At 68.9% G+C, this 13,531-nt stretch carries 11 protein-coding genes; 4 read left to right on the forward strand and 7 right to left on the reverse strand.

Features of this window, described 5'->3' with window-relative positions:
- Positions 1–50 precede the first annotated feature (50 nt).
- The 3 genes from V1227_RS20455 to V1227_RS20465 are packed head-to-tail and all read right to left on the reverse strand — an operon-like array spanning position 51 to position 2,585.
- Entirely contained in the window at positions 51–896 is an 846-nt protein-coding gene (locus V1227_RS20455) for an ABC transporter permease (protein ID WP_329787203.1), read from the reverse strand.
- Position 897: 1 nt separating this feature from the next.
- Positions 898–1,671: an ABC transporter permease gene (locus tag V1227_RS20460; RefSeq protein ID WP_329787204.1), complete on the reverse strand. Its 774-nt coding sequence runs from the start codon at positions 1,669–1,671 to the stop codon at positions 898–900.
- Complete coding sequence (locus V1227_RS20465) at positions 1,671–2,585, reverse strand: ABC transporter ATP-binding protein (RefSeq protein ID WP_329787205.1); 915 nt, start codon at positions 2,583–2,585, stop codon at positions 1,671–1,673. The genes V1227_RS20460 and V1227_RS20465 overlap by 1 nt, the downstream gene beginning before the upstream one ends.
- A gap of 55 nt (positions 2,586–2,640) precedes the next feature.
- Here V1227_RS20465 and V1227_RS20470 point away from each other — a divergent pair, with 55 nt between their 5' ends.
- Positions 2,641–3,228: a GNAT family N-acetyltransferase gene (locus V1227_RS20470; protein ID WP_329787206.1), complete on the forward strand. Its 588-nt coding sequence runs from the start codon at positions 2,641–2,643 to the stop codon at positions 3,226–3,228.
- Positions 3,229–3,491: 263 nt separating this feature from the next.
- On the opposite strand, the gene ndk is transcribed toward V1227_RS20470, so the two are convergent.
- Positions 3,492–3,902, reverse strand: a complete 411-nt coding sequence (ndk, locus tag V1227_RS20475) for a nucleoside-diphosphate kinase (RefSeq protein WP_089928249.1) — start codon at positions 3,900–3,902, stop codon at positions 3,492–3,494.
- Between the two features lie 812 nt (positions 3,903–4,714).
- On the opposite strand from ndk, the gene V1227_RS20480 reads away from it, so the two are divergent.
- From V1227_RS20480 to V1227_RS20490, 3 genes are all read left to right on the forward strand, one after another.
- A complete protein-coding gene (locus V1227_RS20480) occupies positions 4,715–5,194 on the forward strand; it encodes a hypothetical protein (protein ID WP_329787207.1) in 480 nt (159 codons plus the stop codon).
- Positions 5,191–5,502, forward strand: a complete 312-nt coding sequence (locus V1227_RS20485; protein WP_329787208.1) for a roadblock/LC7 domain-containing protein — start codon at positions 5,191–5,193, stop codon at positions 5,500–5,502. The genes V1227_RS20480 and V1227_RS20485 overlap by 4 nt, the downstream gene beginning before the upstream one ends.
- A gap of 151 nt (positions 5,503–5,653) precedes the next feature.
- Positions 5,654–6,025 (forward strand): hypothetical protein, encoded by a 372-nt coding sequence (locus tag V1227_RS20490; protein WP_329787209.1) that lies wholly within the window; start codon positions 5,654–5,656, stop codon positions 6,023–6,025.
- Positions 6,026–6,078: 53 nt separating this feature from the next.
- On the opposite strand, the gene V1227_RS20495 is transcribed toward V1227_RS20490, so the two are convergent.
- From V1227_RS20495 to pulA, 3 genes are read right to left on the reverse strand one after another with little or no spacing between them, the layout of a single operon-like run.
- The gene (locus tag V1227_RS20495; protein WP_329787210.1) at positions 6,079–7,521 is read right to left on the reverse strand and encodes a DHA2 family efflux MFS transporter permease subunit; all 1,443 of its coding nucleotides are present in this window, start codon (positions 7,519–7,521) and stop codon (positions 6,079–6,081) included.
- A gap of 40 nt (positions 7,522–7,561) precedes the next feature.
- Positions 7,562–8,044, reverse strand: a complete 483-nt coding sequence (locus V1227_RS20500) for a MarR family winged helix-turn-helix transcriptional regulator (protein WP_329787211.1) — start codon at positions 8,042–8,044, stop codon at positions 7,562–7,564.
- A gap of 49 nt (positions 8,045–8,093) precedes the next feature.
- Complete coding sequence (gene pulA / locus V1227_RS20505) at positions 8,094–13,493, reverse strand: pullulanase-type alpha-1,6-glucosidase (protein WP_329787212.1); 5,400 nt, start codon at positions 13,491–13,493, stop codon at positions 8,094–8,096.
- Positions 13,494–13,531: the final 38 nt, after the last annotated feature.

The raw sequence follows: 13,531 nt of genomic DNA on the forward strand, positions 1-13,531 counted from the left end.
AACGGCCCCTCCGGGGAGGGGCCGAATCGCGTGCCGGGACCGGTTTTCGATCAGTCCAGCAACAGCTTCCCCAGGCGCCGCGCCGCCACGACCGTTCCCGCGGCGGCCATCACCGCGAAGTAGGCGACGTGGCCGAGCATGCCCCAGCCGACGACGCCCAGCGTGAGGCCGCGCATCAGCTCGATGGCGTGGTAGAGCGGCGTCCACGTGACCACGGCCTGCAGCCAGCCCGGGTAGACCGACAGCGGGTAGAACGTCGTCGAGAACAGGAACAGCGGCAGCACCGCGAGCTGCACGAGGTCGAAGTCCAGCCACGACCTCATGAACGTCGTGGCCGCCATGCCCACCGCCGCGAACGCGAACGCCACCAGCAGCGCCGCGGGCAGGGCCAGCAGCGCCCACGGTGAGGCGATGAGCCCCATCCCGAGCATCACGGCGAGGAACCCCGCCGAGTACAGGCCGCCCCGCAGCAACGCCCACGCGATCTCGCCGATCGCGATGTCCATCGGTCCCATCGGGGTCGTGAGCATCGCGTCGTAGAGCTTCACGTACTTGAACTTGAAGAACACGTTGAACGTCGCGTCGTACACGGCGCCGTTCATCGCGCTGGCGGCGAGCAGCGCGGGCGCCACGAACGCCGCGTAGCTGATCGGCCGCCCGTCCGGCCCGGCCACCGACGTGACCATCTGCCCGAACCCGAGGCCGAGCGACCACAGGAACAGCAGCGGTTCGAACGCCCCGCCGACCAGCACGAACCACGCCCGCCGGTTCACCACCGCCGCGCGTTCCACGAGCATGCTCGCCTTGCGCCCGTAGAGCCCAGGCGGGATCACGCGCCACAGCAACCCCACGCTGGCGGGTTTCGCCTGACCGGCGCGGTCGAGGGTCTGCGTCATGTCACATCGCCAGCCTTCGGTGGAAGAACTTCACGCCGAGCGCGACCCCCACGGCCAGCAACGCCCCGAGGTACGCGATGTGCCCCAACGCGGGCAACAGGTCCAACGTGCCGAACGTCGCGCCGCGCGCGAGCTCGATGCCGTGCCACGCCGGCGTGAGCCACACCAGCGGCAGCAGCCAGTCCGGCAGCTGGCTGACCGGGAAGAACGCGCCGGTGAACAACGTCATCGGCATGAGCACGAACCGGAAGATGTTGGTGAACACGTCCGGCTTCTCCAGCGTCGCGCTGTAGGCGACGAGCGGCGCGCTGAACGCGAGCCCGGCCAGCGTCGCGAGCGGGACGGCGAGCAGGATGCCCGGCCCGGCCGCCGCACCGAGCGCGGCGGCGATGCCCACGAACACCGCCGACCGCAGCAGCAGCTGCGAGCCGATCCACATGACCTGCGAGTAGAGCACCTGCGCGGGTGTGATCGGCGTGGCCACCATCGCGACGAACGACTTCTGCCACATGAACTGCGACATGACCGGGTACGTCGACTCGAACGTCGCCCCCTGCACCGCCGTGACCACGATCAGCGCGGGCGCGAGGTACTGCAGGTACGGCACACCCCCGATCAACGCCGTCGACTGCACCTGCGACCCGAACCCCAGCCCGAGCGCCAGCAGGAACAGCACCGGCGTCAGGAAGCTCGACACCGCCGTGGCGCGCCAGTTGCGCCGGTACCACGTCCAGGTCTTCTCGAACCCGAACCAGGAGGCCCTCAACGTCTCCATCAGTCCACCAGCGTCCGGCCGGTGAGCCGGAGGAACACGTCCTCCAGCGAACTGCGCCGCACCAGGCTCTGCACGGGCTGAACCCCTTGCTCGTGCACCTTCGCGAGCGTCTGCTCCCCGTCCGGCGTGTAGAGCAACAGCCGGTCCGGCAACACCTCGACCCTGTCGGCGAACCGCGCGAGGTCCGGTTTCTCCGCCCCGGGCTGGAACCGCAGCTCCAGCACCTCCTTGGTGGAGTACCGGTTGATCAACTCGCTCGGCGACCCCTCCGCCGCGATCCGCCCGCCGTCCATGACGACGAGCCGGTCGCACAGCTGCTCGGCCTCGTCCATGTAGTGCGTCGTGATGATCAGCGTGACGCCGTCCTGCTTGAGCCGGAACAGCCTGTCCCACAGCAGGTGTCGCGCCTGCGGGTCCAACCCGGTCGTCGGCTCGTCGAGCAGCAGCAGCTCGGGGTCGTTCACCAGCGACCGCGCGATCGTGAGCCGCCGCTTCATGCCGCCGGACAACGGCTCGACCTCGTGGTCCGCCCGGTCCGACAGCTGCGCGAACTCCAGCAACTCCTCGGCCTTCTCCCGGCACCTCGCCCGCGACATCCCGAAGTACCGGCCGTAGATCTGCAGGTTCTGCCGCACCGTCAGCTCGGTGTCGAGGTTGTCGAGCTGCGGCACCACCCCCAGCCGCGCGCGGATCTTCGGCCCCTGCGTGGCGGGGTCCATGCCGAGCACCTCGAGATCCCCGCCCGTGCGCCCGGAGACGCACGAGATCATCCGCATGGTCGACGACTTGCCCGCCCCGTTGGGCCCGAGGAACCCGAACGCCTCACCCCTGCGCACCTCGACGTCGATCCCGCGCACTGCCTCGAACGATCCGAAGTGCTTGGTCAGAGCTTTGGCCTCAACGAGGTTGTCCACCCACCCGACGTTAACGAACCCCTCCGACAATTTTCGACGCAATTACGATCGCCCCATGCCCACCCCGGAACTGCACTGGCTCACCGAAGCCGACGACCACCTCCGCGCCGAGATCCACGCGGTGGTGCACGACGTGGTGGCAGCAGGCGGCGCGGTCGGCTACCACCAGCCCCCGACCTACGACCGCATCTCCACCTGGCTCGACACGGTCCTCAAGCAGGTCCGGGACGGCGACGCCGCCTTCGCCGCGGCCCTCGTGGACGGCGTCGTACGAGCAGTGGGCCTGTGGCGCCGAGGCTCGACCGCCGTGTTCCAGCACCGGGCCGAGGTCCAGCAGGTCATGGCGCACCCGTCCGCCCGCGGCCTGGGACTGGGCCGCCTGGTGGTGGAGGGCCTGGTCGGCAACGCACGCGCCAGGGGCATCGAGATCGTCATGCTCGGCGTGCGCGGCAACAACCACGGCGCGATCGAGCTCTACGAGAGCATCGGCTTCCGGGAGTGCGGACGGATGCCGAACGCGATCGCCGTGGGCACCGAACGGTGGGACGACGTGTGGATGTACCTGCCGCTCGGCTACCCCGAGGGCACGATCCTCAACGGCGCCAAGGCAGGCGGCCTGGGCAGCAGCCCCCGACGAGCCTGACCACGACGTCGCGGCCAGATCACGCGACGCCGACGGCCCGCCGTCAGGTGAACCCGCATCCGCACCCGGATCACCCGCGAAAGCGACAGCCCGCGAAAGCGACAGCCCGCGACCGCCGAAAGGCGGCACCGCAAGCTGACGCAGGCGTCCCCCCGATCCGGGAACCCCTACATCTCAACGTACCCAGGTGGTCCGACAAGATCGGAAAAACGAAGGGCCCCCACCGAAACCCGGTGAAGGCCCCTTCGACTCCCCAACCCCACTCAGAGGTTCGGGAACCAGATCTTGATCTCGCGCTCGGCCGACTCGGCGGAGTCCGACCCGTGCACCAGGTTGTACTGGACCTCGGTGCCGAAGTCGCCGCGGATCGTGCCGGGCGTGGCCTTCTCGACGGGGTCGGTGCCACCGGCCAGCTGGCGGAAGGCCGGGATCGCCCGGACACCCTCCACGACCAGGGCGACGAGCGGCCCGCCGGTGATGAAGTCGACCAGGTCGCCGTAGAACGGCTTGCCGTCGTGCTCCGCGTAGTGCTGCTCAGCGGTGGCGCGGTCGGCGGTGCGCAGCTCGAGGGCGGCGAGCTTCAGGCCCTTGCGCTCGATGCGGGCGATCACCTCGCCGACGAGACCACGGGCGACGCCATCGGGCTTAACGAGAACCAGGGTGCGCTCGGACACGACGGTGTGACTCCTTGGGGAACAGGTACGGGATGTGCGAGCAAGGGTAGCCGCGCACGGCGAGCGCAGTTCGGGAGGGCTGTGACCGGCGGTACCCCCGGCGCCGGGCACGCGACCGGCCGCAGAACCGGCCCGACAAGGTGCGTGTTCGCGACGAAGCCGGCTTCGTCAAGACGCCGAAAGCGCGCGACCCCGACTTCGCATTTTTACGCACCGACCTTGTCCGTCCGCGCGAGAAAACCAGGCACAGTTTCGATAGGCACCCGATAAATACAGGATCCACATTGCCGCACGAACTGGAATCGTTCACTCGATCGTGTGGTACCTGGCGCACTTTTCCGACACCTGCGGGTAGGAAGTAACGGCGCCGATCGCTCTTTCGATGAGGAATAAGTGCCCGATCGGGTGATCATTCGTTCCGATTCCGTTCTGCAAGACCGAAATAACCCGGAGTGACTTCTGTTAGGCGACCATCGAGCCGCATTCGGCGTCCTCGCCGACGCCTTGACGCAGTGCCACGCGGATCGGACCACGGGAGCATTGTGCGTTTCCGGTAATGCGGGCGGGCTGTTCCACCTGCGTCGCGGTGTGGTGATCGCGGTCGACAGCGCCGGCTCCCCCGGAATGGAGACGCTGCTGGTGAAGTCAGGGCGGGTGAGCGCGGAGGACTGGGAAGCGGCACTCGCGGAGAGCGCCGGGCCCCGGTCGTTCGCGCGGCGCTCGTCACCCGGTGCGGGCTCGAGGCCGCCGAGGTCCAAGCCCTCGCGAGGGCCGCGCTGCGGGACGCGGCTTTCGCGGTCGCCGCCGGTGACGTGGAGAAGTGCGTCGTCGGCGATCCCGGTGAGACACCCCTGCTGACCACGGGCGGAGGCGTTGCCCCCGGCCTGTTGCCGGCGGACGTGGCGGACCGGCTCCACGAGATCACCGCGCTCCCGTTCCCGCTGTCGCCCTACCGGGACCGGGTGGTGGCCGCCGACGGGACCGACCCGTCCGGGCTGCCCGCGCGGCGGCGGGAGATCGTCGCGCACGCGACCGGGAGGCGCAGCGCGAGGGACATCGCGTTCGCGACCGGCAGGGGCCTGCACCCGGTCACCGTCGAGATCTCCCGGATGCTCGGTGAGGAACTGCTGGAAATCGCTCCGCTCGCGACCGCTTCCAGTTTTTCACACCGGGGGCTGCCCTCGCTGCGCCCTCGGGTCGCGGCGGGGCGGACCAGCGGAAAGGAACAACATTGGACTACGACGCCTTGGCCGCCGAACTGCGGAAGCTCCGGGAGAACGTCGCCGGGGTGACCGACACGGTGCTGGCCGCGTCCGACGGGATTCCCATTCTCACCGACGTGGTGAAGAACGTCGAGCCCGCGCACATCTCCGCACTCGCCGCCGCCGATCTGGGAATCGCCCGCCAGGCATCGGAGGTGATCGTTCTGGGCAAGCTCAGCCAGACCGTCGTTTTCGGCAGCGAAGGCTACATGGCCGTGTACTCCATCAGCAGAACGGCTCTGATGGTCGTGCTCGGGGACAAAGGACTGAACCTCGGACGCCTTCTCCACGAAACCCGTCCGGCGATCGAGCGGATCGGCTCGATCATGACCACCTAGCGCACCGTCCACCGAACAAAAAATGGTCGCCGCACATGTCCGCCCTTGGCTCGTTGCTCTCGTCCATGTGGAGACGTGTCCGCCCCGGCCGGAGCCCGGCGAATCGATCACGTCATCCCGGTCACCAGTTGACGCAGAAAAGTGGAGTCTGATGAACATCGATATCGCGATGAAAGAGGCCATGTCCATCTCCGGCGCCGTCGGCGTCGCGCTGGTCGACTACGACAGCGGGATGTCGCTCGGCACCAGCGGTGGAGGCGACTGGCTGAACCTGGAGATCGCGGCGGCCGGCAACACCGAGGTCGTCCGGTCGAAGCTCCGGGTGATGCAGACCCTCGGCCTCAACGACACCATCGAGGACATCCTGATCACCCTGCACCGCCAGTACCACCTGATCAGGCTGATGAGCGGTGTGAAGACCCGGGGGTCGCTCTTCCTGTACCTCGTGCTGGAGCGCGACCAGTCGAACCTCGCGCCGGCGCGCCACCAGCTCAGGCGCATCGAGAACGAACTGCAGGTCTGAGCAGCTCGGGAAGGGGGTGCGGGCCGGGGAACCGGCACGCACCCCTTTCTGCGTCAGTGCACCAGAACAGGCTTGGCGTCGCGGGACACGGCGACCTGCCGCAGCACGAACACCGCGAGTGCCAGCGCCACCGCCACGAGCACGGCGGAGATCCAGAACGCCAGGTGGAAGCCCGAGGTCAGCGCCTCCAGCCGACCGACCCCCGACGCGAGCAACGACGACGTGTAGGTCGTCGAGGTCGTGGCGAGCACCGCGAGCCCCAGGGCGCCGCCGACCTGCGCGGTCGTGTTCACCAGACCGGACGCGAGCCCGGCCTCGTCGTGCGCCGCACCCGACATCGCGAGCGTCATCAGAGCCGGGAACGACAGGCCCATGCCGATGCCGATCGGCGCCACGGCGGGCAGGATGTGCGCCACGTACGAGCCGTCGACCGGCACCTGCGTGAACACCAGCATGCCGACGAGCATCAGGGACAGGCCCAGGATCAGCATGTTCCGCTCGCCGAACCGCGCGTTCAGGCGTGCCGAGAGCGACACCGAGAACACCGCGATCGCCACCGCCACGGGCATGAACGCGAGGCCGATCTGCAACGGCGTGTACTGCAGCACGAGCTGCATGTAGAGCGTGCCGAGGAAGAACAGCCCGAACATGCCGGCGACCATCGAGATCTGCACCAGGTTCGCGCCGCTGACGTTGCGGGACTTGAACACGCGCAGCGGCAGCAGCGGCTTCTCCGCAGTCCGCTGGCGCAGCACGAATCCCGCCAGCAACGCCAGCGCGACGGCACCCAGTCCGAGGGTGTGCGCGGAGCCGAAGCCGTAGTGCTCGGCCTTGACGATCGTGTAGACGCCGAGCATCACCGCGGCGACGATCAGCAGCGCGCCCAGGACGTCCGCGCCCTCGCGCAGACCCAGCCCGGCGGAGTCCGGCACCAGGCGCACGGCGGCGACGGCGGCCACGATGCCGATCGGGATGTTCACGAAGAAGATCCAGTGCCACGACATCGCGTCCGTGAGCACACCGCCGAGCAGCAGGCCGATGGACGCACCGGCCGCCGCGACGAAGCTGAACACGCCGATGGCACGCCGCTGCTCGTCGGGCTCGGGGAACATCGTCACGACCATGCCCAGCGTCACGGACGTGGCCAGCGCACCGCCCGCGCCCTGCACGAACCGCGACACGATCAGCATCTCGGAGCTCACGGCCAAGCCGCACAGCAGCGACGCGACCGTGAAGACGCCGAGGCCGATCAGGAACACCTTCTTGTGCCCGATCAGGTCACCGAGGCGACCCGCGAGCAGGAGCAGACCGCCGTAGGCGATCAGGTACGCGTTGACGACCCAGGCCAGCCCGGCCTGGCCGAACTTCAGGTCCTCCTCGATCGCGGGCAGCGCGACGTTCACGATCGTCTGGTCCAGCACGATCATCAACATCCCCGCGCACAGCACGACCAGCGCGAGCCAGCGCGCGTCGGTCTTCGATCCCCCTGTAGTCATGAGAGGAACCGTAACAGATAGTTTTGTACGGGACTATCTCCTACCCGATCGCATGACGCAGAGCACGCTTGCGAGGCGGCTTCTCACACGGCATCGGGGTGCTGAGACGGCCCTCGACCAGCCTCGTGAGGCCGTTGACCATGCCGAGGCGCTCGTTTTCCGGCAACGAGCCCAGCACGCTGCCCACGACCTCCCCGTACAGGTCGTCGGCCTTCGCCACGATCTGGCGGCCCAGCTCGGTCACGACCACGACGCGAGCGCGGCGGTCCGTCGCCGACGGCTTGCGCTCGGCGTACCCGGCGGACTCCAGGGCGTCCATCGTGACGACCATGGTCGTCTTGTCGATGCTGACCATGTCGGCGATCTCGGTCTGCGTGAGGCCCGCGTCCAGCGCGCTGGACAGAACGCAGCGGGCTCGCGGAGTCAGTCCGATCTCCGCGAGCCTCGCCGTCAGTTCGGTCTCCAGTGCGTGTCCCGTCCGATGCAGCAGCATCATCAGGTCAGTACACCCCGTCGTGCCCATGGCACCACGGTACCAAACTAATCTAGAACCAAACTATTTCTCAGCGGAACTATCGCTCCAGCACTACCACAGAACGCGCAGCTCCCGCCTTCTTCTCGCTGGTCAGCGGCCTCCAGTCACCGGCGGGCAGCGTCACGGCCTTCTCGATCGGGTACGGGTTGATCACCACGACCAGCCCGCGCCGCGCCCTGTCGACGTCCGGTCCGACCGTGTCGTCCACGTGCATGACGATCACGCCCGGCTCGGCGGCGGGGAACGAGACCTTCTGCTGCACGAGGTCGGCCGACCCGAGCGAGAACAGCGGCGAGAGCTGCCGGATCCGCAGCAGTTCCAGGGTCGCGTCCAGCGAGGCCCTCATGTCCGCGGAGGTCGGTTTCGCCAGCCCCAGCAACGGCTTGGCGTACGGCCACTTCGCCTCGTTGTCGGCCTTGGGCGGCAGCCCGCGGCCGAACCCGTTGTCGCGCAACGACGGGTCGTAGGCGTTGAACCAGTCCCCCGAGTCGTAGCTGTTGCGGTCCAACGACTTCGAGCGCAGGAACTCCGTGCCCGCGTGCACGAACGGACGCCCCTGGCCGAGCAGCGCCGGCGCCAGCGAGACCGTCTGCATCTTCACCCGGTCGGCCATCGAGGTCTCCGGCTTCAGCTTGTACATCAACGCGTCGAACAACGCCTCGTTGTCGTGCGCGTCCACGTACGTGATCGCCTCCAGCGGCTGACCGGTGTAGCCCGCCGGGGAGCCGTTGTACCGCACGTCCCGGCCGGAGACGACCGGCCCGGCGGTCGACTGGAAGCGGTACGACGCCATGTTGCCCGCCATGCCCAGCTTCACCAGGTCGCTGTAGTTCTCCAGGCGCGCGGCGACGTCGCCGTTCGCGGGCGAGGAGTTCACGTCCCCGGCCAGGCCGGAGCCGAGGCCCTGCACGCGCGGGTCGTCGTCGAACGGACCGCCACCGCGCACCGCGTCGCGGAGCCGGTCGCTGAACGTGCCGATGCCCGTTCCGGCCATGTTGGCCTGGGTGGCCTGCTCGAACCGCGCGTTGCCCGCGACCTCGCCGAAGTCCCAGCCCTCGCCGTAGACGCCGATCTTGCGGCCGTCCACGCCGTCCTTCTCGACGGTCAGCGCGTCCAGGGCCGCGCGCACCGCGAGCATGTTCGCCTTCGGGTGGTGTCCCATCAGGTCGAACCGGAACCCGTCGACCTTGTAGTTCTTCGCCCAGCGCACGACCGAGTCGACGACGAGCTTGCCCATCATGGCGTTCTCGGTCGCGGTGTTGGCGCAGCAGGTGGAGTTCGCGACCGAGCCGTCGAGGTTGAGCCGCTGGTAGTAGCCGGGCACGACCTTGTCGAGCACGGACGTCGGTGCGTCGCCGAACGCCGCCGTGTGGTTGTAGACGACGTCCACCACCACGCGGTTGCCGTTGTCGTGCAACGACTTCACCATCTCGCGGTACTGCTTCGAGCGTGCCCAGCCGTTCTGCGCGTCCGCCGTGGCGTACGAGCCCTCGGGCACGTCGTAGTGGAACGGGTCGTAGCCCCAGTTGAAGCCGTCCTTCGCCGCCACCTCGCCGATGCACGCCTGCTGCCGGTCGGAGTCCGCGGGCAGCGAGGGCAGGTCACAGGCCGGGGTGGCCTGCTCGGAGCGCTTCTCGGGAATCGTGGCGATGTCGAACGTCGGCAGCAGGTGCACGGTGTCCATGCCCGCCGCGGCCAGCGTCTTCAGGTGCTTCATGCCGGTCGAGTCGCGGTGCGTGAACGCCTTGTACGTGCCGCGGTCCGCCGCCGGGACGGACTGGTCGTTGATCGAGAAGTCGCGCACGTGCAGCTCGGTGATCGCGCCGCCGATGCCCTTCGCGACGTCCTTCGACCAGTCGGCGGGCATCGTCCGGCCGTCCCGCAGGTCGGCGAACTGGGAGTGCGTCGAGTTCACCGACAGCGCGACGGAGTACGGGTCGGTGACCACGACCGTGCGCTGCCAGTCGGTGACCTCGAACTGGTAGTACCTGTTCTTCCAGTTGCCGTGCCCGGACCACGAACCCGAGGCGTCGTCGCGCTCGAGCTGCACGACCTTCCGAGGCTCACCGGACGGCTCGTCGAACAGGCGCAGCTTCACGTTCCGCGCGGTCGGCGCCCACAGCCGGACCGACGCGCGGTCGCGGTGGAACTCCGGCCCGAACGTCAGCTTCGTCGCCGCGGCGGCGTAGCGGTCGTCCAGCACGCCCGCGATCTGCACGCGCGTGCGGTGCCGGATCGCCCCTCCCGCGTCGACGTGGACGGCGGAGAGCCTGTCCCGCAACGCCTCGTCGACGAACCCGCGCACGGCGAACACCGGCTTGCCCTTGAGGTGCGGGAACCGCGCCGGAACCTCCTCGGTGGTGGGCGAGAGCCGCAACACCTTCGAGCCGTACTCGAGGCGGTAGCCGTCGGACTGCACGGACGGCACGTCCCAGACGACCCTGTCCTTGGAGATCCAGATCGCCTTGGCCTTGGTCAGGTCGTCATCGGCGGCCGGACCGGCGTTCGGCGGGAGCAGGTAGGTCTCGTCGCCCTGCAACTGCCACACCTCGTTCCCCTTCTGGCCCAGGTCGAGGAACTGGTCGGGACCCGGGTCCTTGGTGTCGCCGCGGTGGAGGAGGTAGCTCAGGCCCGCCGCGCCGGCCGCGAGCGGCACCGACCAGTAGACACCGAACTGGTCGCGTCCGTCCGGCACCCGCGACTGGTTCCACCCCGGTGAGGGTTCCGCGGAACCCGTCCAGTGGTACATCGTCCAGTCCGTGTAGTCGCCGTCCGGGCGGTGGTAGTGGATCACCGCGCGGTTCTCGGCGGCGGCCTTGGTGGCGTGCACCTTGCCGTTCGCGACCCACGCGTGGCCGCTCGTGAACTTGCCCGTGGCCTCGACGGTCGTGCCGCGCACGACGGAGAAGTCGGTGGTCGGCGGGAGCTCGGCGATGCCGCCGGTGAACGGCACGTCGCCGCGTCCGGCCACGCGCACCACGGCTCCCGTGGCGTCACCGACGTAGTGCACGACCGCCTTGCCCGTGGCCGCCTGCTCGGACGGGTGCACGGCCGGGTCACCCTGCTTCAGCCACACCTCGGGCGTCACGCTCGGATCCACGACCCGGTCGGCGGAGGTGTCCTTCTCGTCGCCCTTGTGCGCGATGATCCCGACGGACTTGGCCCCCGGCTTCAGCTTCACCCACGCGAAGCGCCCGTAGGCGTCCTCACCCGCGAACGGCAGAGGAGCGCTCCACTCGGTCGGCGTCTCGACGTCGCCCCAGACGTGCAGGCCCCAGCCGTCGTGGTTGTCGCGGGCGTAGTGCACGACCAGCCAGTCCGGGTTCTTCGTCCCGGGGTCCGGCAGCGGCGGCGCGGCCACGAGCGAGACGAACGCGCCGTCCGCGCCGATCTCGCCGGACTTCGCGACCACGCGCAGTTCGACGCGCTTGCCGGCCGCGGCACCCGGAAGTGCCGACAGGTCGGCGAACACCCGGTAGGGAGCGGCGTCGTCGGTGCCGAGCACGGTCCACTCGCGGGTGCCCTCGACGCGCGCGGCGAACGTGGCCGCCGCGTTGGGGGCGCTGATGCCGTCCGCGCGGAGCTCGACGCGCTCGTCCAGCACCGTTCCGGCGGCCGGGGCGACCAGCGTCGGCGACGGCTTGGACCGGGCGACGTCGCCGGTGCCCTCGAGCACCACCGTCGACAGGGCGGGCACGGTCACCGTGACGCGACCGTTCTGGACCTGCGCGTTCTCGAAGCCCGCGGACGACACGGGAACGGTGACGGTCGCGGGCGAGGTGCCGGCGTTGGCGACGACGAGGTGCTCACGGCCGAGGATGCGGCTGAACGCGAACACGTCCCCGTCCGCGTACCGGAGGACCTGGTTGCCGTCCCGCCACACCGGGTCCCTGTCGACCTGCGCGGCCAGGGCCTTGAGCTGCTGGTAGAGCGGATGTGCGGTGTTGAAGTTGTCCACAGCACCCGTGCGGTCGGAGCCGACGAGCTTCTCCGCCATGTACTCCGGCGTCTTCGAGGCGAACATGTCCTGACGTGCGAGCTTGTCGCCACCCGTGCCCGCGAACCCCTGCTCGTCGCCGTAGTAGACGACCGGGTTGCCGCGCCACAGGTACATCAGGGAGTTGCCGAGCTTGAGGCGCTCCAGCAGCTCGGCGTCCGAGATGCCGGGCTTGTCGTTGCGGATCATCCACGCGATGCGGCCCATGTCGTGGTTGCCGAGGAACGTGGGCAGCGACGAGGCGTTGGAGTCGGCGTCGGTGTAGCGGTCGTCGTCCAGCAGCACCTCGCCGAGGCGCTGGGAACCCTTGCCCGACAGGAAGCTCAGGGCGCTGCTCTGGAACGGGAAGTCCAGCGTCGCCTGCATCCTGCCGGCGGTCGTGTACTTCGAGGTGTTCTCGGGCGAGGAGTCGAAGACCTCACCGAAGACGAAGAAGTCCTTCTTGCCCTTGCGGTTCGCGTACTGCTTCACGTGTGGCGCGAGCGCCTGCCAGAACTCCAGGTTCACGTGCTTGACGGTGTCGACGCGGTAGCCGTCGATGTCGAGCGTGTCGATCCAGCTCGTGAAGATGTCCTTCATGCCCTTGACCACGCGCGGGTGCTCGGTCATCAGGTCGTCGAGGCCGGAGAAGTCGCCCTGCTCGCTCGACTCGCCGGAGAACGTCGAGTCGCCGCGGTTGTGGTAGAGCGTGGAGTCGTTGAGCCACAACGGGAACTTCGTCGGTCCCTGCTTCACCGGCGTGTACGGGAACGACTTCGCGGGGTCGAGCTCCGGGAAGTCCTCGCGGCCCGCGTAGTCGGCGAGGTCGAACGGCTTGCCGTCGGCGTCCAGGTACGGCTGCGCGCCGGTCGAGACGTACTGCGTCTTGCCCTCGGCGTACTTGATGACGTCGGCGGTGTGGTTCGCGACGATGTCGAAGAAGACCTTGATGCCGCGGCGGTGCGCGTCGCGGATCAGGTCGCGCATCTCCTGCGTGGTGCCGAAGTGCGGGTCGAGCTTGGTGAAGTCGGTCGTCCAGTAGCCGTGGTAGCCGGCGCTGTCGCCCTGCACCCAGCGGTTGAGGAACATCGGCGTCATCCAGATCGCCGTGATGCCCATGCCGTCGAGGTAGTCGAGCTTCCCGTGCAGCCCCTTGAGGTCACCGCCGTGGTAGAAGCCCTTGTCGGCGGGGTCGAACCCGTGTTCCGGGGTGTTCGAGCGACCGCGGTCGTTGCCGGTGTCGCCGTTCGCGAACCGGTCGGGCATCACGAAGTAGAAGCGCTCACCCCGCAGGTCGTCGCGCCGGGGCGGCAAGGCGAGCCTCGCGTCCCCGTCGCGCACACCGGGCGCGACGTCCACCACCTCGCCCACGGCAAGGCGTTGCGGTGGAGCGGCAACGGCCTGGGCCGGTGTGAGGGGTAGCAGAACCAGTGCAGCGAGCGCGGCGACGACCCGACGCATCGCGACCTCCTTGTCGCAACTTCTTGCAGGGTTGCTGC

Origin of the sequence: Lentzea sp. DG1S-22 (genome assembly GCF_036321065.1) — a bacterium.
GTDB classification, from domain to species: domain Bacteria; phylum Actinomycetota; class Actinomycetes; order Mycobacteriales; family Pseudonocardiaceae; genus Lentzea; species Lentzea jiangxiensis.

What these genes read in the sequence shown, in the direction of transcription:
- V1227_RS20455 (WP_329787203.1), bottom strand. Translation starts at nt 896, where the DNA reads ATGACGCAGACCCTCGACCGCGCCGGTCAGGCGAAACCCGCCAGCGTG.
- V1227_RS20460 (WP_329787204.1), bottom strand. Translation starts at nt 1,671, where the DNA reads ATGGAGACGTTGAGGGCCTCCTGGTTCGGGTTCGAGAAGACCTGGACG.
- V1227_RS20470 (WP_329787206.1), top strand. Translation starts at nt 2,641, where the DNA reads ATGCCCACCCCGGAACTGCACTGGCTCACCGAAGCCGACGACCACCTC.
- V1227_RS20490 (WP_329787209.1), top strand. Translation starts at nt 5,654, where the DNA reads ATGAACATCGATATCGCGATGAAAGAGGCCATGTCCATCTCCGGCGCC.
- V1227_RS20495 (WP_329787210.1), bottom strand. Translation starts at nt 7,521, where the DNA reads ATGACTACAGGGGGATCGAAGACCGACGCGCGCTGGCTCGCGCTGGTC.
- V1227_RS20500 (WP_329787211.1), bottom strand. Translation starts at nt 8,044, where the DNA reads ATGGGCACGACGGGGTGTACTGACCTGATGATGCTGCTGCATCGGACG.
- pulA (WP_329787212.1), bottom strand. Translation starts at nt 13,493, where the DNA reads ATGCGTCGGGTCGTCGCCGCGCTCGCTGCACTGGTTCTGCTACCCCTC.